General features: G+C 57.6%; 22 protein-coding genes, 1 pseudogene and 1 riboswitch. Of the genes and pseudogenes, 11 read left to right on the top strand and 12 right to left on the bottom strand.

Annotated features, from left to right (window positions below):
• Positions 1-2 precede the first annotated feature (2 nt).
• Positions 3-1,679, bottom strand: coding sequence for a fatty acid--CoA ligase (locus ACYASS_RS02885; RefSeq protein WP_463585011.1), 1,677 nt, complete (start codon positions 1,677-1,679; stop codon positions 3-5).
• Between the two features lie 177 nt (positions 1,680-1,856).
• Positions 1,857-2,486: a LysE family transporter gene (locus tag ACYASS_RS02880; protein WP_463585010.1), complete on the bottom strand. Its 630-nt coding sequence runs from the start codon at positions 2,484-2,486 to the stop codon at positions 1,857-1,859.
• 120 nt (positions 2,487-2,606) lie between these two features.
• Here ACYASS_RS02880 and ACYASS_RS02875 point away from each other — a divergent pair, with 120 nt between their 5' ends.
• The 3 genes from ACYASS_RS02875 to ACYASS_RS02865 all read left to right on the top strand — a co-directional run bounded on the left by ACYASS_RS02875 (position 2,607) and on the right by ACYASS_RS02865 (position 5,543).
• On the top strand, positions 2,607-3,572 hold the full coding sequence (locus tag ACYASS_RS02875) for a 2-hydroxyacid dehydrogenase (RefSeq protein ID WP_463585009.1): 966 nt from the start codon (positions 2,607-2,609) through the stop codon (positions 3,570-3,572).
• A gap of 139 nt (positions 3,573-3,711) precedes the next feature.
• Positions 3,712-4,710, top strand: coding sequence for a methyltransferase (locus tag ACYASS_RS02870; RefSeq protein WP_463585008.1), 999 nt, complete (start codon positions 3,712-3,714; stop codon positions 4,708-4,710).
• 39 nt (positions 4,711-4,749) lie between these two features.
• Positions 4,750-4,870, top strand: a riboswitch (yybP-ykoY riboswitch).
• 88 nt (positions 4,871-4,958) lie between these two features.
• The gene (locus ACYASS_RS02865; RefSeq protein WP_463585007.1) at positions 4,959-5,543 is read left to right on the top strand and encodes a TMEM165/GDT1 family protein; all 585 of its coding nucleotides are present in this window, start codon (positions 4,959-4,961) and stop codon (positions 5,541-5,543) included.
• A 190-nt stretch (positions 5,544-5,733) separates the two neighbouring features.
• Here ACYASS_RS02865 and ACYASS_RS02860 read toward each other — a convergent pair whose 3' ends face one another.
• On the bottom strand, positions 5,734-6,552 hold the full coding sequence (locus ACYASS_RS02860; protein ID WP_463585006.1) for a M48 family metallopeptidase: 819 nt from the start codon (positions 6,550-6,552) through the stop codon (positions 5,734-5,736).
• Positions 6,553-6,783: 231 nt separating this feature from the next.
• Between ACYASS_RS02860 and ACYASS_RS02855 the strand changes: the two are divergent.
• Together ACYASS_RS02855 and ACYASS_RS02850 are read left to right on the top strand one after the other, a co-directional pair.
• A pseudogene (locus tag ACYASS_RS02855) lies at positions 6,784-8,070 on the top strand (methyl-accepting chemotaxis protein); the annotation flags it as partial.
• A gap of 12 nt (positions 8,071-8,082) precedes the next feature.
• The gene (locus tag ACYASS_RS02850; RefSeq protein ID WP_463585049.1) at positions 8,083-8,925 is read left to right on the top strand and encodes a methyl-accepting chemotaxis protein; all 843 of its coding nucleotides are present in this window, start codon (positions 8,083-8,085) and stop codon (positions 8,923-8,925) included.
• A 319-nt stretch (positions 8,926-9,244) separates the two neighbouring features.
• Here ACYASS_RS02850 and ACYASS_RS02845 read toward each other — a convergent pair whose 3' ends face one another.
• From ACYASS_RS02845 to ACYASS_RS02835, 3 genes are read right to left on the bottom strand one after another with little or no spacing between them, the layout of a single operon-like run.
• Positions 9,245-9,874, bottom strand: coding sequence for an SOS response-associated peptidase (locus tag ACYASS_RS02845; RefSeq protein WP_463585005.1), 630 nt, complete (start codon positions 9,872-9,874; stop codon positions 9,245-9,247).
• Between the two features lie 57 nt (positions 9,875-9,931).
• Positions 9,932-10,204, bottom strand: coding sequence for a putative signal transducing protein (locus ACYASS_RS02840; RefSeq protein WP_122666303.1), 273 nt, complete (start codon positions 10,202-10,204; stop codon positions 9,932-9,934).
• Entirely contained in the window at positions 10,204-10,386 is a 183-nt protein-coding gene (locus tag ACYASS_RS02835) for a CPXCG motif-containing cysteine-rich protein (protein ID WP_243245615.1), read from the bottom strand. The genes ACYASS_RS02840 and ACYASS_RS02835 overlap by 1 nt, the downstream gene beginning before the upstream one ends.
• Before the next feature lie 120 nt (positions 10,387-10,506).
• Between ACYASS_RS02835 and ACYASS_RS02830 the strand changes: the two genes are divergently transcribed.
• Together ACYASS_RS02830 and ACYASS_RS02825 are read left to right on the top strand one after the other, a co-directional pair.
• Entirely contained in the window at positions 10,507-11,670 is a 1,164-nt protein-coding gene (locus ACYASS_RS02830; protein ID WP_463585004.1) for a 1-acyl-sn-glycerol-3-phosphate acyltransferase, read from the top strand.
• 150 nt (positions 11,671-11,820) lie between these two features.
• Positions 11,821-12,027 carry a hypothetical protein gene (locus tag ACYASS_RS02825; RefSeq protein ID WP_122666290.1) on the top strand — a complete coding sequence of 69 codons (207 nt, stop codon included), beginning with the start codon at positions 11,821-11,823 and terminating at the stop codon, positions 12,025-12,027.
• A gap of 233 nt (positions 12,028-12,260) precedes the next feature.
• Here the strand turns inward: ACYASS_RS02825 and ACYASS_RS02820 are convergent, their stop codons facing one another.
• On the bottom strand, positions 12,261-12,842 hold the full coding sequence (locus tag ACYASS_RS02820; protein WP_463585003.1) for a YajG family lipoprotein: 582 nt from the start codon (positions 12,840-12,842) through the stop codon (positions 12,261-12,263).
• 175 nt (positions 12,843-13,017) lie between these two features.
• On the opposite strand from ACYASS_RS02820, the gene ACYASS_RS02815 reads away from it, so the two are divergent.
• Both ACYASS_RS02815 and mqo read left to right on the top strand, forming a co-directional pair.
• Positions 13,018-13,251, top strand: coding sequence for a hypothetical protein (locus ACYASS_RS02815; RefSeq protein ID WP_463585002.1), 234 nt, complete (start codon positions 13,018-13,020; stop codon positions 13,249-13,251).
• A 734-nt stretch (positions 13,252-13,985) separates the two neighbouring features.
• Positions 13,986-15,494 carry a malate dehydrogenase (quinone) gene (gene mqo, locus ACYASS_RS02810; RefSeq protein WP_463585001.1) on the top strand — a complete coding sequence of 503 codons (1,509 nt, stop codon included), beginning with the start codon at positions 13,986-13,988 and terminating at the stop codon, positions 15,492-15,494.
• A gap of 68 nt (positions 15,495-15,562) precedes the next feature.
• Here the strand turns inward: mqo and ACYASS_RS02805 are convergent, their stop codons facing one another.
• The 3 genes from ACYASS_RS02805 to ACYASS_RS02795 all read right to left on the bottom strand — a co-directional run bounded on the left by ACYASS_RS02805 (position 15,563) and on the right by ACYASS_RS02795 (position 17,157).
• Entirely contained in the window at positions 15,563-15,850 is a 288-nt protein-coding gene (locus ACYASS_RS02805; RefSeq protein WP_463585000.1) for a PA4642 family protein, read from the bottom strand.
• Positions 15,851-15,917: 67 nt separating this feature from the next.
• Positions 15,918-16,406: a hypothetical protein gene (locus ACYASS_RS02800; protein ID WP_243245622.1), complete on the bottom strand. Its 489-nt coding sequence runs from the start codon at positions 16,404-16,406 to the stop codon at positions 15,918-15,920.
• Positions 16,407-16,599: 193 nt separating this feature from the next.
• On the bottom strand, positions 16,600-17,157 hold the full coding sequence (locus tag ACYASS_RS02795) for a hypoxanthine-guanine phosphoribosyltransferase (protein WP_087272989.1): 558 nt from the start codon (positions 17,155-17,157) through the stop codon (positions 16,600-16,602).
• 183 nt (positions 17,158-17,340) lie between these two features.
• On the opposite strand from ACYASS_RS02795, the gene upp reads away from it, so the two are divergent.
• Positions 17,341-17,976, top strand: a complete 636-nt coding sequence (upp, locus tag ACYASS_RS02790) for a uracil phosphoribosyltransferase (protein WP_243245623.1) — start codon at positions 17,341-17,343, stop codon at positions 17,974-17,976.
• 2 nt (positions 17,977-17,978) lie between these two features.
• The gene (locus ACYASS_RS02785; protein WP_122666281.1) at positions 17,979-19,256 is read left to right on the top strand and encodes a uracil-xanthine permease family protein; all 1,278 of its coding nucleotides are present in this window, start codon (positions 17,979-17,981) and stop codon (positions 19,254-19,256) included.
• Between the two features lie 131 nt (positions 19,257-19,387).
• Here ACYASS_RS02785 and hemH read toward each other — a convergent pair whose 3' ends face one another.
• Positions 19,388-20,413 (bottom strand): ferrochelatase, encoded by a 1,026-nt coding sequence (hemH, locus tag ACYASS_RS02780; protein ID WP_463584999.1) that lies wholly within the window; start codon positions 20,411-20,413, stop codon positions 19,388-19,390.
• 13 nt (positions 20,414-20,426) lie between these two features.
• On the bottom strand, positions 20,427-21,329 hold the full coding sequence (locus ACYASS_RS02775) for a TIGR01777 family oxidoreductase (RefSeq protein WP_463584998.1): 903 nt from the start codon (positions 21,327-21,329) through the stop codon (positions 20,427-20,429).
• Between the last annotated feature and the right edge of the window lie 246 nt (positions 21,330-21,575).

Below are 21,575 nucleotides of genomic sequence, written 5' to 3'. Positions count from 1 at the left end.
GATCAGAGCGTCGAGAGAAAGCTGCTGTTGGTGCTTTGCCATTCGACGATATCCAGCCGCATACGCTTCTTGTCGAGCTTGCCGACACTGGTCTTGGGAATTTCAGTAACAACCGCAATCTGGTGCGGGATCGCCCACTTGTTGATATGCCCCAGTTCGACGAAGGGCTTGAGGTGCTCCTTCAGATCCTTCGCCTCGATGCTGTGCCCCTCTCGCACCACCAGCAATGCGAAAGGCCGCTCACCCCACTGCGGATCAGCGATCCCCACCACGGCAACTTCGCGAACCCCGGGATGGCGACTGCACAGATCCTCTAGCGCCAGGGACGAAATCCATTCGCCCCCGGTCTTGATCACATCCTTGATCCGGTCACGAATGTCTATGACACCCATGCTGTCGAGTGTCGCCACGTCTCCCGTGTGCATCCAGCCACCGGCCCACATCTCGGCGCCTTTTTGCGGCTCACGGTAATAACCTTCACTCAACCAGGGTGCTCGCAGCACCAGCTCGCCCATGGACTCACCGTCGGCGGGAAGGAAGTTACCGTCCTCATCGACAATCGCCGCGTCCACCAGAATGCCCGGCACGCCGGCCTTGATTCGATACGTGACACGCTCGTCCTCGCTCCCCGCACGCAGTTCGTCGTTCAGATGCGCAACCGAAATCAACGGACCGGTTTCCGACATGCCATAAGCGGCAGTCAGTTGAATGCCACGCGCCTTGGCCGCTTCATACAGCGTGCGGTTCAATGAGCTGCCGCCAATGATGATCTTCCAACCACCAAAATCCATGTCCTGGGCGCTTTTGCAGTTGAGGACCATTTGCATGATAGTCGGCACGCAATGGGAAAAAGTGACTTTCTCCTTGCGCCACAACTCGACCAGAAACTCCGGATCATAGCGGCCGGGATAAACCTGTTTGACCCCCAGCATCGTCGCCGCGTAAGGCATGCCCCAGGCATGCACGTGAAACATCGGCGTGATGGGCATGTACACATCATCGGTGCCCAGCAATCGCTCGGCACTGCCGACAATGGTTGCGACACCCATGGTGTGCAGCACCAACTGGCGATGGCTGAAATACACGCCTTTGGGGTTGCCCGTGGTGCCGGTGGTGTAGAACGTCGTGGCCACGGAGTTTTCGTCGAAATCCTCGAACTCGTACTGCGCGCCGGCCTGAGCCAGCAGCGTCTCGTATTCGCCCACCAGATTGGGCAATTCAGCAGTCTTTTCCGGCAGGTCCGTCAGTAGCAGGGTTTTCTCGACGGTGGTCAGATGCCCGGCCATTGCCTGATACAGGCCGACGAACTCGCTGTTGACCAGCACGAACTTATCTTCGGCATGGTTCATCGTGTAGACGATTTGATCCGGCGAGAGCCGAACGTTGATGGTGTGAATCACGGCGCCAATCATTGGAATGGCAAACATGCACTCAAGGTAACGGTGGCTGTCCCAATCCATCACCGCCACTGTATCGCCAGCTTTGACACCTGCGGCACTGAGCACATTGGCCAACCGGCAGACGCGCTCGATCAGTTCTGGATAGGTATAGCGAACGGTGTCGCGGTAGACGATTTCCCGGGTTTTTTCGTAACGGCTGCCTGACATCAATAGCCTCTTGATCAACAGAGGATATTGATAGGCACCGTCGGCTGGCGGAATAACGCGGGTCTGCAACATAAGAGTTCCTTTTCAAAGTGCACGGGCGTGGCTTGAAATATGGACTCTAGAGCGGTACCTCGCCAGTCAAATCAGCCAAAGGGATGATTTGCCGGGGACGGGAAGCTTACTCCTGCGCCCCTGATCTTGTAGGACCGGCTTTAGCCGGTCCTACAAGATTGCGCAGAACCTGCTCAATCAATGACTCTCAGTCAGCGCCAGCTTCAGGCCCAACGCCACCAACACGCCACCCATGGCGCGATCAAACCAGTGGCCCATACGCGCAAAGCCTGCACGCACACGCTCCTGGCTGAACAGCCGCGCGACCATGCAAAACCACAGCCCCGTTGCGACGGCCAGGTAAACGCCATAACCCGCCTGGACCCACAATGGCGTGTGCGGGTTGATCACTACGGTGAACAACGACAGGAAAAACAGCGTGGCCTTGGGGTTCAGGCCGTTGGTGATAAAGCCACTGGTAAATGCACCGCGAGCCGTGCGCTCACCGCCTGCAACGTTGACCGGCGCATCACTGGCGCTGGCAGGTTTGGCCCGTAGCGCCTTGAAGCCGATGTACAGCAAATAAGCGGCGGCGGCCCATTTGAGCGCGTTGAACAGCACGATCGACTGCGAAACAATCAAGCCTATCCCCAGCAGCGAATAACCGACGTGCAGGAAAATCGCCGTCCCCACGCCCATAGCGGTGTAGGTGCCCGCCTTGCGTCCATGGGCCACACTTTCTCGTACGACCACGGCGAAATCCGGTCCGGGGCTGGCGACAGCGAGCAAGTGGATCAAGGCAACGGTGAGAAACTCGGCCCAATACATGGTGATTCTCCAAAAATAAGCTGGCCAAAAGACAGGCAGGCTCAAAAATGTAAGCAAGCGTTTCGCTCTGATAGGCTAGCCACATTAAGCCTTCAATACGTCCATTAACAGGTACAGCTGATGAGCAATCACGGTAAAGCAGTTTTCCTCGACCACACGTCCCTCGACCTTGGCGATCTGGACTTCGGCGCATTGCGTGAATGCTTCAGCGAGTTGACGCTGCATGCCAGCACGAGCTCAGATCAAGTGATTGAACGCCTGCAAGGCGCTCAGGTGGCGATCAGCAACAAGGTCGTGATCGATTCCAACACGTTCGCCGCATGCCCTGACCTCAAGCTAGTGCTGGTGACGGCCACCGGCACCAATAACATCGACCTGGTTGCGGCCCGTCATCATGGGGTTACCGTGTGCAACTGCCAGGGTTACGGCACCCCATCAGTCGCTCAACACACCTTGATGCTGTTGTTGGCACTGGCCACCAGCCTGCCCGACTATCAAAAAGCAGTGCAGCAAGGCCTCTGGCAGAAGTCGAAGCAGTTCTGCCTGCTGGACTTCCCAATCGTAGAACTGGAAGGCAAGACTCTGGGCCTGTTGGGCCATGGGGAGTTGGGCGGTGCCGTGGCAAAACTGGCTGAGGCATTTGGCATGCGCGTCGTTCTCGGGCAAATACCCGGCCGCCCTGCTCGCCCGGACCGCTTGCCGCTGGAAGAACTGCTGCCTCAGGTTGACGCCCTGACCCTGCATTGCCCGCTCAATGACGACACCCGCGACATGATCGGCGCACACGAGCTAAGCCTGCTCAAGCCGCACGCGTACGTTATCAATACCGCCCGCGGCGGGCTGATCAACGAGCAAGCCCTGGCCGATGCATTGCGTAACGGTCACTTGGGCGGTGCGGCTACCGACGTGCTCACGGTTGAGCCGCCGACAGCGGGTAACCCGCTACTGGCAGGCGACATTCCACGCCTGATCATCACGCCTCACAGCGCTTGGGGTGCACGCGAGGCACGGCAACGGATCGTCAGCCAAGTGACCGAGAATGCACGAGGATTCTTTGCTGGCAAACCGGTTCGCGTGGTGGGTTAGGCCGCAAATCCCTGTAGGAGCTGCCGAAGGCGGTCGGTCATATAAATCGCCTTCGCAGCCCTCGGCAGCTCCTACAGGGATCGCAACGCCGTTGCTGGCTCCAAACTGTTAGACTCCGAGCTTTTTCGAGGAGCCCACCATGGACCCGCGCAGTGAAGTGTTACTCCGTCAGGCCGAACTGTTTCAGGGCTCCCTGCTACTCGCCGGCCTGCCTGCTGATGATTTGCTCGGCCGCCTGCCGAACGCGCAAGGCTGGTGCTGGCACGCAGGTGATCAGGCTGCACTGGATGCACGCTTTGAAGGTCGTAGCCATTTCGGCGTAACAGTCCCTGAGCTGCCATTCGAGGCCGCCGTGGTGTTCTTGCCCAAAGCGCGAGAGCTGACCAACTACTTGCTCAATGCCCTCGCCTCGCGTCTGGCGGGACGCGAGCTGTTTTTGGTCGGTGAAAAACGCAGCGGTATCGAAGCTGCCGCCAAACAGCTGGGCCCGTTTGGCCGCGCCCGCAAGCTGGACAGCGCCCGTCATTGCCAGCTGTGGCAAGTCACCGTTGAAGACGCTCCAAAAGAGGTAACGCTGGAAAGCCTCGCCCAGCAATACGAAGTCGAAATGGAAGACGGTCCGCTCAAGGTTGTCAGCCTGCCGGGCGTTTTCAGCCAGGGCCGACTGGACCGTGGCTCGGCATTGTTGCTGCAGAACATCGACAAGCTGCCCAGCGGCAATTTGCTCGACTTCGGCTGCGGCGCTGGTGTGCTGGGGGCTGCGGTAAAACGTCGCTACCCGCATAACAATGTGATCATGCTCGACGTCGATGCATTCGCCACAGCCAGCACCCGTCTGACCCTTGCTGCAAACGGGCTGGAGGCTGAAGTGCTGACAGGCGACGGTATCGATGCGGCCCCCATGGGTTTGAGCACGATCCTGAGTAATCCGCCCTTCCATGTCGGGGTCCACACGGATTACAAAGCCACGGAAAACCTGCTGAGAAAAGCACGACAACATCTGAAATCAGGCGGCGAACTTCGGTTAGTTGCCAACAGTTTCCTCAAGTATCAACCCATCATTGAAGAGCATTTTGGCGTGTGTGCAATCAAGGCTGAAGGAAATGGCTTCAGAATCTACCGCGCCAAGCGGGCTTGAAAATAAGCACTTGCCCAAAGCGAAAGCTGAAGGCAGAATCCGCTCCGTCCTAGGGGAGTAGTCTCCCACGAGCGCCATGCTCGTCCGGTACGCATCAACATACTTGGTCCTCAGACCATGGTGCGTACGACCCCGAATCCGCTCAGACGGATCGGTGGTTTGACAAGACCTATGACACGAACACCTTACCCGGGGCGGGGAGGCTGTACGTGTCGTAGCCGTGTCGACCCGCCCCTTAGGAAAACCTGATGCTGGAATCCCTGTTGGTCCCCACCGCTGTCGTTGCCTTGGCCGAAATCGGTGACAAGACCCAACTCCTCGCGCTTATTCTGGCCGCTCGCTTTCGCAAGCCCTGGCCGATCATTGCGGGCATTGTCGCCGCGACGTTGGCCAACCATGCCGCGGCCGGTGCCGTAGGTGCCTGGTTCAGCAGTTTCCTGTCGGACGCAACCCTGCACTGGATTCTCGCCGTAAGCTTCGCCGCCACCGCGCTGTGGACCCTTGTCCCGGACAAAATGGACGACGACGATGCCAATACCGCACGCAAATTTGGTCCATTCATGACCACGCTGATCGCGTTCTTCATTGCCGAGATCGGCGACAAGACGCAAATCGCCACGGTCATGCTTGCCGCGCAATATTCGTATCTCTGGCTGGTGATTCTGGGGACTACGCTGGGCATGTTGCTGGCTAACGTGCCGGTGGTACTGGCCGGTAATTTCGCCGCCGAGAAACTGCCTCTGACCCTGATCCGTCGCCTGGCAGCGAGCGCGTTCTTCGTACTGGCGCTGGTGGCGGTGTACAAGGCAATGCAGGTGAGTGGCTGGATTTAAGGACATTGGCCGGTAGGAGCGAACTTGTTCGCGAGAGGTGTCAGACCTGAACCACCGCGTCAAACCCTCTCGGCAACAAGTTACCTCATACGCGCACCGCACCACACGGTAGGAGCGAACTTGTTCGCGAGGCGGCATCAAGGACGCCACGCTTCGCCAATAATCAGCGTCTACAGAACAAGCAAACTCCTCAGGATTTTTTAGCAGCGTTGTAGAGCGGCATCACCTTGGGAATTGCCGCCTGCAACGATGCAATACGACTTTCCGAAGCCGGGTGAGTACTCATGAACTCAGGCTGCGAGCCACCGGAATTCTGAGTCATTTTCTGCCACAGGGTAATGGCGGCATTCGGGTTGTAACCCGCTCGTGCCGCCAACTCCAGACCGAGTAGATCTGCCTCGTTTTCGTTACTGCGACTGTTAGGCAAGGTCAGACTGTAATTAACCACGGTATCAGCCAGCGCCATGCTGTCCTGCCCTAACCCGAGGATGGCGCCCGCCCCTTGCTTGGCCATGGCAACGCCGTACGCTTTGGACATCGACTCACGTCCGTGCTCACGCAAGGCATGGGCAATTTCATGGCCCATCACCGCAGCGATCTCATCGTCTGTCAGCTTCAACTTATCGATCAGGCCGGTGTAGAAAATGATCTTGCCGCCCGGGCCACAGTTGGCGTTCAGCTCATCACTCTTGATCAGGTTCACTTCCCACTGCCACTGCGCAGAATCCGGACGCAGCTTGGGTGCCTGACCGATCAGGCGGTCGGCAATCGCATGCACACGTTTGGCATTGGCGCTGGTTGTATCCAGCACGCCCTTGGTCGACGCCTCGCCCACGGTTTCCTTGTAGGACTGGGCATACATCTGATTGACCTCATCGGTCGAGAGCATGCTGAACATGTACTGCTTGCGCTCGACACCGACCGAATCGCCGCTGGTGGTATTCACGGCCTGACAGCCGCCGAGCAGGATGGCTGCGGTCAAGGCACATAGAGCAAACTTCTGACGCATGATAAATCTCCCTCTGAACATGGCGCTCATCCTAGGCGGAGAACGACTTATGCGCCAGATACTGGCTGACAGGCGCTTTGTCCGCGAAAAGCGGTGATGGTTCCCCGGATGACTGCCTATCCATAAACGACACTTCGGCACGATTTGCGCCCCTTTTCGGGTGCAGTGTTCATGATTTTGAAAGTAAACGCCGATAGCCTTAGATAGCGCAACGCCACGTCTGGAGTTCTCATGAAGTTCAAATCGATTCAGTTTTCCATCGCAGCGCTGGCGGGCGCGATCGTGCTGTCTGTTGTCGCCGCCCTGGTTCTCTACTCGCTTTTCGCCAGCGAACGTACGCAAACACTGGTCGACGAAAGAACCCAGTCATTATTTGAACAAGTAATGGAGCAGCGCCTTAGTGCACTGGTTCAGACTCAAGCCAGCGAGATCAAGCGCGAGCTCGAAGCACCTTTGCTGATCACCGCAGGCCTGGCCCGCGTCAATGCGCTGCTGGCGCTGACAGACAGCAAGGGCGAGCCACAGCTGAAAGCCACCCGTGAGCAATTGCTCAATCTGCTTCGTCACAACGTGGAACAGAACCCTAAAGTGCTCGGTGCTTATATAGGCTGGGAACCCAACGCCCTGAACAATAATGACGCGGACTACATAGGCTCATCCGACACCGGTAGCGATCCAGCCACCGGCCGCTTCATGCCCTGGTGGTATCGCAACACTGATGGAACGCTGACCCTGGAAAAGCTGGCCAGCCTTGAAGACACTAAAATGCTGTCCACCGGCGTACGTGCCAGCGAGTACTACATCTGCTCCCGTGAAAACAAAAAGCCTTGTGTCATTGACCCGGCACCCTACAAGGTCGGCGGGAAAATGGTGATGCTGTCTTCGTTTATTGAACCGATCATGGTCAACGGCGTATTTCAGGGCATCGTCGGCGCGGACCTGTCAGTCAATTTCATTCAGGACATGCTCATTTCCGCCGACAAGAAACTGTACGACGGTGCAGGCGAGATGGCCTTGATATCCAGCGGTGGGACCCTCGTGGCCTACACCCGGGACGCGACAAAGCTGGGTGAAAAAGCGACGACTATTCTCGACGCCAACGAAATCGACAACCTGAAAAAAATCGCCGCTGGCGAGGTGCTTTACGACATAGACCGCGATCACGGTCACATTGAGGTTTACATGCCGTTCGGCATCGGTGCCACCGACGCGCGCTGGACCCTGATGATTCAAGTGCCGCTCAGTGCAGTCATGGCGGACGTGGACAAACTCCGTGGCGAACTCGATACCCAGCGCAAAGATGACATCTTCGGCATGACCGTGGTCGGGCTGCTCATTGCGGCGCTGGGCCTGGTGGTCATCTGGCTGGTCGCACGTGGCATCGCCAAACCACTCAAACAGATGGTGCTGATGCTCGACGATATTGCCCAGGGCGAAGGCGACCTCACCCGTCGCCTGAAAAGCGACCGGGTCGATGAAGTTGGCCAGATCGCCATTCGCTTCAACACTTTCCTGAGCAAGCTGCAGGCCATGATCACTCAGGTCGTCGCCTCGGTGCAGAAGGTCAGCGACTCTTCGGAACATACCGCCGACATTGCTATCCGCACCAATCAGGGCGTGCACAAGCAAATGTCTGAAATCGAACTGGTTGCCACGGCCGTCCACCAGATGACAGCCACCGCGCAAGACGTGGCACGCAATGCCACCCAGGCAGCGCAAGCGGCGAGTCATGCCGACGGGGCTGCCAATCAAGGGATGCAGATCGTACAGAACACCTCTAACTCCATCAGTGCCCTCGCATCGGAGATCGGCCGGGCGGTGACCGTCGTTCAGGCGCTCGCTGCCGACAGCGAAAACATCAATGCGATCCTGACGACTATTCGGGGTATTGCCGAGCAAACCAATCTGCTGGCACTGAACGCAGCGATCGAAGCGGCGCGTGCTGGTGAACAGGGCCGAGGCTTTGCCGTGGTCGCCGACGAAGTGCGCAATCTGGCGCAGAAGACTCAGCAGGCCACTCAAGAAATACAGAACATGATCCAGCAACTGCAAAATGGCACTCGCCAGGTGGTGCAGGTGATGGAAGACAGCCAGGGCAAGACTGAGGAAAGTGTCGGCCATGCCGCCGAGGCCGCACAGGCACTTGAGACCATTACCAAAGCGGTTTCGGTCATCAACGACATGAACACCCAGATCGCCAGCGCCGCCGAGGAACAGAGCTCGGTCGCCGAAGACATCAACCGTAACGTCACAAACATCGGCGAAGTGGCCAACGAAGTCGCAGGCGGTGCCGACGAATCCAGCCAGGCCAGCGCAGAACTGACCAAACTGGCCGAGCAGCAGCGGCGGTTGATCAATCAGTTCAAGGTGTAAAGGGCGGGCAGTCTTCCTGTCAAACAGCTTATAACGACCTGTATCGGGAATGCTTTTCTGTAGCTGCCGAGGGCTGCGATGCGGTTATTCTGACTGGCCGTCATCGCAGCCTTCGGCAGCTCCCATAAGTCTAGACGGCACGGTGCGATGGACAGCGGGGAAACCCTTATCGAACCTGATGCACTCTTCCCGGTTGAAACCGCCCCCCTGTAGGAGTGAGCTTGCTCGCGATAGCGTCAGCACAGGCGATATATTCATCGACTGACAGATCGAATCGCGGGCAAGCGCGCTCCTACAGGTCCAATGTTTGCAGCACTTATCACAACGGCGTCAGGCACTCAGGCGCATTGAGCTTCGGATCGTTGACCAGATTGGCCAGCGGACGCTCGCGCAGCGCGGTTTGTGGAGCAGCGAGCAACGCTTGCAAGGTCGGCAATGGTGTATCGGCCGCAAGCCAGTCCTTCTGCCCTTGAGCGTCGAGAATCAAGGGACGGCGCTGACTGACAGCCAGTTGAGTGACCACCGCAACACTCAGGTACGTATGCTCCTGCACCGGATACGCTTCCCAGATCGCCGCAAAAAACAGCGCCGAGCCCTCTCCCGGTGTCAGCCAGAAAGGCCGTTTGCGGGTAGTACCGCGCCATTCATAAAAACCGTTGGCAGGCAGCAGACAGCGGCGCAGGCGAAACGCCTCGCGAAACATCGGTTGCTCGGCCAGGGTCTCGGCACGGGCGTGAGCGGGGGTACGAGACAGATCAGTCAGCCACGGCGGGGTGAGTCCCCAACGCGCACGTGCCAGTTCAAGATCGCCCTCAGTCCCGGCAACGGCACGTAACATGAGTACCGAATCCGCTGGCGAGATATTCCATTGCGCTTGTTGGTCAGCCGGAAAACCCGGCAAGGCCGCTAAAGCGGGCGTCCAACGAAACAGCGCATAACGTCCACACATGGGGCTATAAAACTCGTTTGGACGCGCTGAACTGTGGAGACAAGGCCATTAAGCCGCTCAACACACCAGCACGTCAGGGAAATTGTCCGGTTCATCACCGGGCTCGCCTCCAGAGAAAGGCAGCGCCGCATTGTACTCAGTGATCAACTGTCGCGCCTGCTCCACCTGATCGTTGTCCACCAGCAGCCCCAGCAGGCCGAGGGCTGGCAACTCGCCAAGGGCGCCCAGCAAGTGCTGGCCGGTGAGGTGCGCTTCTATACCTTCGCTGGCGAGCATGCCCTGTAGCAGCTCGCCTTCCATCAGGTTTTCCGGCTCGTAGACTTTCTGCATTATTCGTTCTCGCTGCGAACGTCCAGACGCCAGTCTTCACCATCGGTTTGCAAGTCGAAGACAATGGGCCGACAACAGACCGGGCAATCCTCTATGTACTGCTGGTCACCGCCAGACAAGTCCAGTACCGCCTCGACCGGCTCGCCGCAGTAAGGGCAGTCGTAACTCTGAATTTCCTGCATCGCGGTCTCCGGGATCAGTTGTGCGTATAATCGCGGTCTTTCAAGGCTCTGCTAGAGTCTGGACGTGTTTTCCAGACTTGGCCTCCCCTATTACTTTGTCACCCCCTACAAGAGAGCATGATGGGCGAATTTGATGCCATCCGACCTTACAACGACGCTGAAGTCTCAGCGGTGCTTGAGCGTTTGCTCAGCGACAAAGAGTTTCTCTCGATCCTGACCCGCTTCCGCTTCCCGAAACTGGCAGGCGCTTTAGGCTGGGCATTACAACCGATCATCGCCCGCAAGCTGCGTCGTCAGTTCGTGGGTATCAATTCGGTCGCCACCTTACAGGACAAGGTCGAATACTACGTCGACCACACCATTGAGCGCGCTACCGACGGTGTGACCTACACGGGTGTCGAGCAGTTCAAATCCGGCAGCGCCTATCTGTTTCTGGCCAACCACCGCGATATCGTGATGGACCCGGCGTTCGTCAATTACGCCGTGTACCACGCAGGCCTGCCGACACCGCGTATCGCGATTGGCGATAACCTCCTGCAAAAACCTTTTGTCAGCGATCTGATGCGCCTGAACAAGAGCTTCATCGTGCACCGCTCCATCGCAGGGCGCCGGGAAAAAATGGCGGCGTACCAGTTGCTGTCTGCCTACATCAACCACTCGATTCGCAACGACTGCCAATCGATCTGGATTGCCCAGGCAGAAGGTCGCGCCAAGGACGGTGATGACCGTACCGAGTCGGCAATCCTCAAGATGTTCCACATGAGCCGCAAGGACGAACCGTTCGCCGAGGTGATTCAGTCACTGAACCTGACGCCGGTGTCCATCAGCTATGAATACGACCCTTGCGATCATGCCAAGGCGCGCGAGCTGTACATTCGTGCCACCACCGGCACTTACAGCAAGGTGCCGGGCGAGGATGACGTCAGCATCGCCTTGGGCATTACCGGCTACAAGGGACGCGTCCATGTGAACTTTGCGCCCCCCATCACCGAGCTTTTCGAAGACACCAAAGCGCTGGCCATTGAAATGGACCGGCAAATTCTCGGTGGCTACCGCTTGTTCCCCGTCCATTACCTGGCTTACGCACAGTGGGCCGATGCAGATTCGTCGCTCAATGTGCCGTTGGCCAAGGATGTGTTTGCCGCGCCCGAACTGACCAAGGCTCAGGAAGAATGGCAACGTCGTCTCGACGAGTGCCCGGCAGAGCATCAGCCTTACCTGATCCAGCAGTATGCGACGCCTGTACGCAATCAATACCGGGTAAAGGCTGGCATCCCGCTCTGATCCTGCTGACGGTAAAAAAGGCGCTGATATCTAGCGCCTTTTTTATGCCTGAAATTGTCAGACAATTTTCTTCGTCGTCACGGTTCCGTAACCTGACCCGGGCACTCTATGGCTCCCTCGAGGCAGAACCTCGACCCAATGGAGCTCGTCATGCTGCACGCCAAAAACCAGGACCGCCTTTATCTGATCGCTCCGAGCGACGAGCAGGAAGCGTTGATCGACGCCTGGTCGTTCAACGTTCAGGACCGCAACTGGCTGGTGTATTGCGCGCTTGGCGGCCATCAGCATCCCGACCTGCCGGACATGGATCTGCAGACGGGCTTCAGTTTTCTGGACTTTTATCAGCAGGCGGCTTGAGACGCATACAGCATTCGCAACAAAAGCAGGCCTCAGAATTGAAACACATTCCCTGTGGGAGCTGAGCTTGCTCGCGATGAGGCTTGACGCGGTTCACCTTAGATCGCGTCCAGCCGCATCGCGAGCAAGCTCAGCTCCCACAAGAGACTGTGTTCGCAGCGCAACAGGGACCTGCCCACAAAAAAGCCCGGCATCTCGCAAGAGAGCCGGGCTTTTTTACAACAGCGCTGGTGTTACTGAGCCAGTGTGTTGCCGATGGTCTGGTCCTGGAACAGACGCGTCAGAGCGTCGCTCAACACATCGCTGACCAGGCGGGTGTTGGTTTCCTGGTTCGGGGCCATGCCGAAGCGCTGGTCCAGCGAAGCAGCATAGCGACCTGCGTAGTTGCGACCGTTGTTCTGCACCTCGGCACGGAACGTGGCGCTGATGGTTGCCTCGGTCACATACAGGCCTTCTTTCGGCGACTGATATTTCAGGTCAGCCAGGGTCACAGTCAACTGTGGACCGCCGCCGCCCGGTGACGGGGTGAAGCCCAGCAGACGCACTGCGGCTTCGGCCTGTGCCTGCAACTTGGGCACAACGTCTGCGCCAGCAACGCTGACTGCGCTGGTTTCCGGATACATACCACCGCGAGTCCCCAGCGTTGGGCTTGGGCGACCATCGACCACGCGCACGACCACTGGCTGACCACGGCCTACCGGCGCCAGCTGAGCGTTCAGCTTGGGTTGCGGGCTAAGTTGTTGCGGGCTGTGGGCACAACCGACCAGAGTCAGACTCGTTACAGCAAGCAAACCAAACAAAATGCGACGCAGCATGCTCATCTCTCCAATGGGCCAGGCACTAAATGTGCCGCAGTATAGCGGCCTCCCGGCGCCGCCAACCAGTGAAAATCGGACCGCGTCAGTCATGCAATGGTTCAGCAACACGCACGTCACGACGGTGTCATGTGTACCGTGCAGACTTGCGCCTAAACCAACCGGGAGCCACACCATGGACTTTATCTGGTCACTCTTCAGTTCTCGCCCCAAGTACCGTCACTACGCACGCATTGATCAGATCGGAATCTGCCGCGCTTTCAAGCAATGCAGCCAGCCTCCTGGGGGTCAGGGCTGGGTGGAAGTCGCTGAGCAGAATCTGTCCTGGCTGAACCAGCCACTGCCGCTCAACGCCCGCCTCGTGCGCCGCTCCGGACAACCTGCAGCCCGCCAGCTGCGCATGGCCTGACCGAAAAGCGAATAAAAGTCACTTAAGCCGATCAATTCCTGTCGTTTCATCGCTATAATCTCCCCCCGATTATAAGGACGTCTCCTGATCGGGCCTCGCAGCATGGCTAATCTCCGGATTAGCGCCTCCGTAATGCCCACAGAGAGCCGCCCACACAGGTCATATGCACGCAGATTGCGTGTTGGTCAGTGCCCTATGGCTCGAATATTTCGAACCTTTCGCTCGCCAACACCTCAGGATGCATGCAGTTGATCTGCCGGTGCTGTGATCGTGCAGCCCTTTTTGAGGTTGAGGTTCGCGTCTCCAAAAGAGCGCGAAAAAAACGGGTTTCACTACTTCACAAGAGTGTGGCGAGCAAATGAACAGGTACGCGTTTGTAAATGCACCATTAGCATCAGACCCAGCCCTTTTGAACAGGATCAATTGCTGCTGCGCAGCCTCCATGACTGGAGTCTGAAGCCTGTCCGCTACGGATTTGGTTGCATAACCGGATGCCTTGACGATAGTCGAATGGCTGACCGGGCTGAAAAATGCGTTCATGCTGCCCTGATGAACTGTTGATTAAAGTCCGTTTGGTGGCCTCCGTTGATGATGCGAAGAATTGCGAAGAATCGGACATGCAGATCCTGGCCAGGGTTATCGGGGCACAACTTTGAACAAAGCCCCGCTACCAGGCATCTGACCTCAGGATCGTATGCCGTCAATTTGGTGCTGCAGATTTTGGAGACGCGTTAATGGCGCATAACGAAGCAGTCGATGTGGTATTGGTTGGAGCGGGCATCATGAGTGCCACTCTTGCCGTACTGCTCAAGGAGCTCGACCCCGGCCTCAAGCTGGAAGTCGTTGAGCTGATGGACTCTGGCGCTGCGGAGAGTTCCAACCCATGGAACAACGCCGGTACCGGCCATGCCGGGCTGTGCGAGCTCAATTACACCCCACCGGCAAAAGATGGCGCCATCGACATCAAAAAGGCCGTGCAGATCAATACCCAGTTCGAAGTCTCCAAACAGTTCTGGGCTTATCTGACGCAAAAAGACACCTTTGGCTCCTCGAAGAATTTCATTAGCCCGGTGCCGCATCTGAGCTTCGTCCAGGGCGAGAAAGGCATTGCCTTCCTCAAGACCCGTTTCGAAGCCATGCACAAACACCATGCTTTCTCGTCCATGGAATACACCGAAGACAAGGCCACCCTTGCCGAGTGGATGCCGCTGATGATGCCCGGCCGCCCAGCCGACGAGCAGATCGCCGCCACTCGCGTGATGAATGGTACCGACGTCAACTTCGGCAACCTCACCAATCAACTGCTCAAGCACCTGAGCAGCAGCCCTGACGCGCAGGTCAAGTACTGCAAGCGCGTCACCGGTTTGAGCCGTAAAGGCGCAGGCTGGAGCGTCAGCATCAAAGACGTGAACAGCGGCACCACCCGTGAAATCGATGCGAAATTCGTATTTCTGGGCGCGGGTGGCGCGGCGTTGCCGCTGCTGCAGATGTCGGGCATCGAAGAAAGCAAAGGCTTCGGCGGTTTCCCGGTCAGCGGTCAGTGGCTGCGTTGCGACAATCCCGAAGTGGTCAAGCACCATCAGGCCAAGGTCTACAGCCAGGCAGCGGTCGGCTCGCCGCCGATGTCAGTGCCCCACCTGGACACCCGCGTGGTGGACGGCAAGAAATCCCTGCTGTTCGGACCTTACGCCGGTTTCACTACCAAGTTCCTCAAGCACGGCTCGTTCCTTGACCTGCCGCTTTCGGTACGCATGGCCAATATCAAACCGATGCTGGCCGTGGCTCGCGACAACATGGACCTGACCAAATATCTGGTCAGCGAGGTCATGCAGTCCATGGAGCAGCGCCTTGAGTCACTGCGCCGTTTTTATCCACAGGCGAAAGCCGAAGACTGGCGCCTGGAAATCGCTGGCCAGCGGGTGCAGATCATCAAAAAGGACGCCAACAAAGGCGGTGTCCTGCAGTTCGGCACCGAGCTGGTCTCGGCTAAAGACGGGTCTCTTGCAGCGCTGCTGGGTGCATCGCCAGGCGCTTCGGTAACAGTTTCGATCATGCTGGACCTGATCGAGCGCTGCTTCCCGGAAAAAGCTCGCGGCGAGTGGGCAAGCAAGCTGAACGAAATCTTCCCGGCTCGCGAAAAAGCACTGGAAACAGACGTGGAGCTCTACGAGCGTGTCAGCGCCCAGAACAACGAGCGTCTGGAACTGATCGAGAAACACAGCGAAGCGCACAGCATCGCCTGACTCTGCTGGTGAAAAACTGCAGGTCAAAAAAAACGCCCCTCGGGGCGTTTTTTTATGGCGGTAAAAACTCAGCCGCGAGCTTTTTCGATCAACTCGATGTATTCATCGGCGTTGCGCTGATCTTTGATCAGAGCGATGAAGTCATTGCCGTGCTCGTCTTTGCCATCAAGGTCGTAACCGGCTTCGAGGAAGAACACCAGAAAACGCTCGAAATCATTGACCCGCAAGCCACGGTAAGCCTTGATCAGCTTGTGCAGCGATGGCGATGTAGCGTCAACCGGCTCAAAGAGCAAAAACGCTTTAACCTGCTCATCGCCGATTTCGTCACCAATCAACTGCTTCTTATCTTTACGCATTGCGTGCTCCAACTGGATCGCTGACTTGTTAACCGGCGGGCAGTTTACCCCCGGCTCGGCGAAAGGCTCAACGAGTACGAACGGCCCCAGTGTGCAAATCCGCCCATACATGGCCGTTGGCATAGCTCAGGAACTGGCAGTACAGCTTCTCGTTGCGCAGCAGGTCCATCAGTGTTCGGTATTGCGCGACCGGGTAATACAGATTCAGCACTCGAGTCTTGTCATCAAAAACCGGCTTTTTAAGGCTTTTGCTCTCACTGTCGAAATGAATCAGCACCTCATTGATCGTGGCGCCCTTGTTCATCGGCTTGCCTTTAAGGCGTAGCAGTACCGGTGCCGTGACAGGAATGGGAGTCTGATTGGATTGACGCTGATTACCCACCACCACTGAATACTCGGTGATCTGCAGCAATTGTTGCTGCTCGGGTTCGCCTTCACGCAGATTAAGGTCGTCTGGCGGCAGGTATTGGGCGTGCATGGGTTCAGCTGAAACAGGCGCTGCAACTGGCAGGCAGCACAGCAGCGCGAGTGTTGCACTACGGATCAAAAGCTTCATTTCGACTTCCCGCAAGGACAGGGCTGGCACTTTAGCATGCGGAAAGACTCGGTCCCTGTAGGAGTGAGTTTGCTCGCGATGGCCTTCGTTCAGTCGATGCATTCGTTGAATGAAAAACCGAATCGCGAGCAAGCTCACTCCTACAGAAAAGCATTGCAATTCAGATAGCTATCTCGCTTCACAGAAGGTAGCTCTACATCCCTTTAACCGCATAAATCCCGGCAGCATTGCGCCAGTAGCCTTTGTAATCCATGCCGTAACCGAAGATATAGCGGTCAACGCACGGCAGGCCTACGAAGTCGGCCTTCAGGTCAGGGCGTGCTTTGCGGTCGTGGTCTTTATCGATCAACACGGCGGTGTGCACAGCGCGGGCACCGGCGTGTTTGCAGAAGTCGATGATCGCGCCCAACGTGTGACCTTCGTCAAGAATGTCATCGATGATCAGCACATCACGGTCGATAAACGAGACTTCCGGCTTGGCCTTCCAGAACAGATCGCCGCCGCTGGTTTCATTGCGATAGCGAGTGGCGTGCAGGTAAGACGCCTCCAGCGGGAAGTTCAGGTGAGTCAGCAGCTTGCCCGAGAAGATCAGACCGCCGTTCATCACGCAGAACACCACCGGATTACGCTCGGCGAGTTCGGCATTGATGTGCGCGCCAACGCGGGCGATGGCCGCTTCGACTTCAGCTTCTGTGTACAGGCAGTCAGCCTCGCGCATGATTTGACGGATATGCTCGAGATCAGCGGACATGACGCTCTCCAGGGGGGCAGTGTAAGAAAAGCGGGCAAAGGTACGCATCCGCTTCAGTCAGAGCAAGCAATTCTGGACTAACGTGTCAGGAATTGTCTGAAAACACCGTAAGGCACGTAGGACAGTAACAGCTGAATAGATTAACCTAGGCCGTTTTTTTGCCCCCCGCCGGAGCTTTTTCCTATGCCTATCCGTGAGATCCGCCATCCGCTGATCCGCCACAAGCTCGGCCTGATGCGCCGCGCTGACATCAGCACCAAGAATTTCCGTGAGCTCGCTCAGGAAGTCGGTGCCCTGCTCACCTACGAAGCCACCGCCGATCTGCCGCTGGAAACCTATGAGATCCAGGGCTGGGCCGGTACTGTGCCGGTCGAAAAAATCGCCGGAAAAAAGATCACTGTAGTGCCGATTCTGCGTGCTGGCATCGGCATGCTCGACGGCGTACTCAGCCTGATCCCGGGCGCCAAAGTCAGCGCCGTGGGTGTCGCGCGCAACGAGGAAACCCTTGAGGCGCACACGTATCTGGAGAAACTGGTTCCGGAAATCGACGAGCGTCTGGCCATGATCATTGACCCGATGCTCGCCACGGGTGGCTCGATGGTTGCCACAATCAATCTGCTGAAAAAAGCAGGCTGCAAGGAAATCCGCGCCATGGTCCTGGTCGCTGCGCCAGAGGGCATTGCCGTGGTCGAGGCCGCGCACCCTGACGTGATCATCTACACCGCGTCCATTGATGAGCGCCTGAACGAACATGGCTACATCATTCCGGGCCTGGGCGATGCCGGTGACAAAATTTTTGGCACCAAGCAAAAGGATTAATGATGAGGCAGGACGAGTTCAACGATCCACTGTGGCGCACCGTGCTGTCCGGTGCGCAGATGCTCTTCGTGGCGTTCGGCGCGCTGGTACTCATGCCGCTGATCACCGGGCTGGATCCTAACGTCGCACTGTTTACCGCAGGCCTGGGTACATTGCTGTTTCAGATCGTCACCGGACGTCAGGTGCCCGTCTTTCTGGCATCGAGCTTTGCGTTCATCACTCCGATCATTCTTGCCAAGGGCCAGTTTGGCCTTGCGGCGACCATGGGCGGCGTCATGGCGGCGGGTTTCGTCTACACCTTTCTCGGCCTCGCCGTGAAGATCAAGGGCACTGGCTTCATCGATAAGCTGCTGCCACCTGTTGTGATCGGCCCGGTGATTATCTCCATCGGCCTGGCCATGGCGCCGATTGCGGCCAACATGGCGATGGGCAAAAGTGGCGACGGCGCGGAGTTGATCCCGTACAGCACTGCGATGTTGATCTCGATGCCTGCGCTGCTGACCACCTTGGTCGTAGCGGTGTTTGGCAAAGGCATTTTCCGCCTGGTGCCGATCATCTCCGGCGTGCTGGTGGGCTTCGCCCTGTCGTTCTACTTTGGCGTGGTCGACACCGCAAAGATCGCGGCCGCTCCGTGGCTGGCACTGCCAGCGTTCACGGCACCGGAGTTCAACTGGCAGGCGATTCTGTTTATCGTGCCGGTAGCCCTGGCGCCCGCTATTGAACACATCGGAGGTGTGATTGCGGTCGGCAGCGTGACCGGGCGTGATTACCTGAAGAAACCTGGTCTGCATCGCACGTTGTTTGGTGACGGCATAGCGACCACCGCAGCAGGCCTGTTCGGCGGTCCACCCAACACGACCTACGCCGAAGTGACTGGCGCCGTGATGCTGACCAAGAACTACAATCCGAAGATCATGACCTGGGCGGCAGTTTTCGCGATCACTCTGGCGTTCATCGGCAAGTTCGGCGCACTGCTGCAAAGCATTCCTGTGCCAGTGATGGGCGGGATTCTCTGCCTGTTGTTCGGCTCGATTGCCGCGGTCGGCATGAACACCCTGATTCGTCACAAGGTCGATCTGGCAGAAGCCCGCAACCTGGTGATCGTTTCAGTCACTCTGGTGTTTGGTATTGGCGGGGTATTGATCGGTACCGGCAACGGCCCTGACGACTTCGGCCTAAAAGGCATCGCCCTGTGCGCCGTAACCGCTATCGCATTGAACCTGCTGCTGCCGGGTAATGACGGCTGGAAGAACAAGCATCTGGATGATCAGCTGCCTTAAAGGCAGATCGTAGTCCCTGTAGGAGCCAACTTGTTGGCGAGGCGCCATACCTGTGTACGCAGGCCTATTGTCTCGCGAACAAGTTCACTCCTACAGCCGTGAGGCAGTGCCTACAAGGCCAGGCACTCCCCTCACAAGATCACCGGCGCCCGCTCGCACAGCGTGTTCAGTTGCGCAGCCCAGTTCGGGTCGTCATTCAGGCACGGTATAAGCACCAGTTCCTCCCCCCCAGCAGCCTTGAACTGTTCAGCGCCGCGATCACCGATCTCCTCCAGCGTCTCGATGCAATCGGCGACGAACGCCGGGCACATCACCAGCAGCTTCTTAACGCCCTGTGCGGCCAGTTCTTCCAGACGTGCCTCGGTGTAGGGTTCGATCCATTTCGCACGCCCCAGCCGCGACTGGAACGACACTGACCATTTACCATCGGCAATGCCCATCTGTTTGGCAAACACCGCTGCCGAGCGCAGACACTGTGCGCGATAGCAGGTGGCGAGGACCTCCGGCGATGCGTTCTTGCAGCAGTCAGCATCCTTGAAGCAATGATTGCCGGTCGGATCAAGCTTGGTCAGGTGCCGCTCGGGCAAACCATGGAAGCTCAGCAGCAGGTGATCATGAGGCTGTTCAAGGTGCGGCTTTACACTTGCAACCAAAGCATCGATGTATTCGGGCTGGTCATAAAAAGCCTGTAATACCGAGAACGTCACGTTCAGTGACTTGGCCTTTACAACCCGTTTGGCCTCTTCGATCACCGTCGTCACCGTGCTGTCGGCGAACTGCGGATACAGCGGCGCCAGGGTGATCTTGCTGATGCCTTGCGCAGCCAGTCGAGTGAGCACGGTTTCAATGGAAGGCTCGCCGTAACGCATCGCCAACTCGACGGGCCCGTGGCTCCACTCTTTGCTCATGGCTTGCTGCAGACGCTTGCTCAACACCACCAGAGGCGACCCTTCATCCCACCAGATGGAAGCGTAGGCATGCGCGGATTGCTCCGGGCGCTTGATCAGGATCAAAGACACCAACAGTCGGCGAACCGGCCACGGCAAATCAATGACGTAGGGGTCCATCAGGAACTGGTTGAGATAACGGCGAACATCAGCCACAGACGTGGAGGCTGGTGAACCCAGGTTGACCAGCAACAGCGCGTGATCGGTCATGCAACATCCTATTTCAGTGACGGCCGAGGAAATCGTCCAGGGCAGTGTGCAGTTCGGTAAACCGGAATGTGAAACCCGCCTCTTCCAGGCGAGCAGGTCGAGCACGCTGACCGCCCAACAGCAAAACAGACAATTCGCCTAACAGGATTTTCAAAGCCAGTGCAGGCAACGGCATGAATGCAGGGCGGTGTAGAACACCTGCTAGCGTCTTGGCAAACTCATGATTGCGGACCGGGTGAGGTGCGCAGAGATTATACGGACCTTGTGCATCACTCTTGTGCAACAGAAAATCAATTGCAGCGATTTGGTCTTTGATGTGTATCCACGGCATCCACTGCCTGCCGTTACCGATAGGCCCGCCCATACCGAATTTGAAAGGCGGTAGCAGACGCTGCAACATTCCGCCGTCCCCGGAGAGCACCAGGCCGGTCCGAATGATCACCACCCGTACACCCTGAGCTTCGGCTCGCTGCGCAGTTTCTTCCCAGGCACCACACAGGTGACTGGCGAAATCCTCTTTGACAGGCTGCGACGTTTCATCCAGTTCACGCTCGCCCCCGTCACCGTACCAACCCACCGCCGAACCACTGATCAGTACCTGCGGTTTTTGCGCCCGCGACTCAAACCAGGCCAGCAATTGCTCGGTCAAGCCAATGCGACTGTCCCACAACTGAGTTCTGCGCTTCCGCGTCCAGGGTCGGTCTGCGATCGGCACACCGGCAAGGTTGATCACCGCATCGAGCGGCTGTTCACTCAGTTCGCTGAGCTGGGCAACCCCTCGAACAGCAATGCCACACAGCTTCGGAACGTCATGAGGTCTGCGACTCCAGACCGTGACCTGATGACCCTGTTGCGTCCAGAGCTGGCAAAGCTGCCGCCCTATCAAACCAGTACCGCCGGTCAGCAATATGTGCATGGCAGGTTTCCTTGCGTGGCGTTCGCGAGTATTCGGTAGTCTATTTTTTATGGCCGCATCTGTTCACGTCAGCAGATTGCTCTTGAACAATAGGTCAAACATCACGAGGGAGCAGACAGCCCATCCTTTCGGATAGTTGCCCAATACCCTCAAGTGTCGGATTTTAAGCTCGAGCCGTACGAGACACATTGCGCTGGATCCGGACAGTAGATCACAGCTAGTTATACCGAAAAACGATATTGTACA

Source organism: Pseudomonas sp. HP_14 (assembly GCF_055283875.1).
This window is presented reverse-complemented; position numbering and strand designations above follow the sequence as displayed.

What these genes read in the sequence shown, in the direction of transcription:
- upp (WP_243245623.1), top strand. Translation starts at nt 17,341, where the DNA reads ATGCCTATCCGTGAGATCCGCCATCCGCTGATCCGCCACAAGCTCGGC.
- mqo (WP_463585001.1), top strand. Translation starts at nt 13,986, where the DNA reads ATGGCGCATAACGAAGCAGTCGATGTGGTATTGGTTGGAGCGGGCATC.
- ACYASS_RS02835 (WP_243245615.1), bottom strand. Translation starts at nt 10,386, where the DNA reads ATGCAGGAAATTCAGAGTTACGACTGCCCTTACTGCGGCGAGCCGGTC.
- ACYASS_RS02880 (WP_463585010.1), bottom strand. Translation starts at nt 2,486, where the DNA reads ATGTATTGGGCCGAGTTTCTCACCGTTGCCTTGATCCACTTGCTCGCT.
- ACYASS_RS02875 (WP_463585009.1), top strand. Translation starts at nt 2,607, where the DNA reads ATGAGCAATCACGGTAAAGCAGTTTTCCTCGACCACACGTCCCTCGAC.
- ACYASS_RS02865 (WP_463585007.1), top strand. Translation starts at nt 4,959, where the DNA reads ATGCTGGAATCCCTGTTGGTCCCCACCGCTGTCGTTGCCTTGGCCGAA.
- hemH (WP_463584999.1), bottom strand. Translation starts at nt 20,413, where the DNA reads ATGACCGATCACGCGCTGTTGCTGGTCAACCTGGGTTCACCAGCCTCC.
- ACYASS_RS02805 (WP_463585000.1), bottom strand. Translation starts at nt 15,850, where the DNA reads ATGCGTAAAGATAAGAAGCAGTTGATTGGTGACGAAATCGGCGATGAG.
- ACYASS_RS02860 (WP_463585006.1), bottom strand. Translation starts at nt 6,552, where the DNA reads ATGCGTCAGAAGTTTGCTCTATGTGCCTTGACCGCAGCCATCCTGCTC.
- ACYASS_RS02785 (WP_122666281.1), top strand. Translation starts at nt 17,979, where the DNA reads ATGAGGCAGGACGAGTTCAACGATCCACTGTGGCGCACCGTGCTGTCC.
- ACYASS_RS02850 (WP_463585049.1), top strand. Translation starts at nt 8,083, where the DNA reads ATGATCACTCAGGTCGTCGCCTCGGTGCAGAAGGTCAGCGACTCTTCG.
- ACYASS_RS02830 (WP_463585004.1), top strand. Translation starts at nt 10,507, where the DNA reads ATGGGCGAATTTGATGCCATCCGACCTTACAACGACGCTGAAGTCTCA.
- ACYASS_RS02800 (WP_243245622.1), bottom strand. Translation starts at nt 16,406, where the DNA reads ATGAAGCTTTTGATCCGTAGTGCAACACTCGCGCTGCTGTGCTGCCTG.
- ACYASS_RS02845 (WP_463585005.1), bottom strand. Translation starts at nt 9,874, where the DNA reads ATGTGTGGACGTTATGCGCTGTTTCGTTGGACGCCCGCTTTAGCGGCC.
- ACYASS_RS02825 (WP_122666290.1), top strand. Translation starts at nt 11,821, where the DNA reads ATGCTGCACGCCAAAAACCAGGACCGCCTTTATCTGATCGCTCCGAGC.
- ACYASS_RS02885 (WP_463585011.1), bottom strand. Translation starts at nt 1,679, where the DNA reads ATGTTGCAGACCCGCGTTATTCCGCCAGCCGACGGTGCCTATCAATAT.
- ACYASS_RS02870 (WP_463585008.1), top strand. Translation starts at nt 3,712, where the DNA reads ATGGACCCGCGCAGTGAAGTGTTACTCCGTCAGGCCGAACTGTTTCAG.
- ACYASS_RS02815 (WP_463585002.1), top strand. Translation starts at nt 13,018, where the DNA reads ATGGACTTTATCTGGTCACTCTTCAGTTCTCGCCCCAAGTACCGTCAC.
- ACYASS_RS02775 (WP_463584998.1), bottom strand. Translation starts at nt 21,329, where the DNA reads ATGCACATATTGCTGACCGGCGGTACTGGTTTGATAGGGCGGCAGCTT.
- ACYASS_RS02795 (WP_087272989.1), bottom strand. Translation starts at nt 17,157, where the DNA reads ATGTCCGCTGATCTCGAGCATATCCGTCAAATCATGCGCGAGGCTGAC.
- ACYASS_RS02840 (WP_122666303.1), bottom strand. Translation starts at nt 10,204, where the DNA reads ATGCAGAAAGTCTACGAGCCGGAAAACCTGATGGAAGGCGAGCTGCTA.
- ACYASS_RS02820 (WP_463585003.1), bottom strand. Translation starts at nt 12,842, where the DNA reads ATGCTGCGTCGCATTTTGTTTGGTTTGCTTGCTGTAACGAGTCTGACT.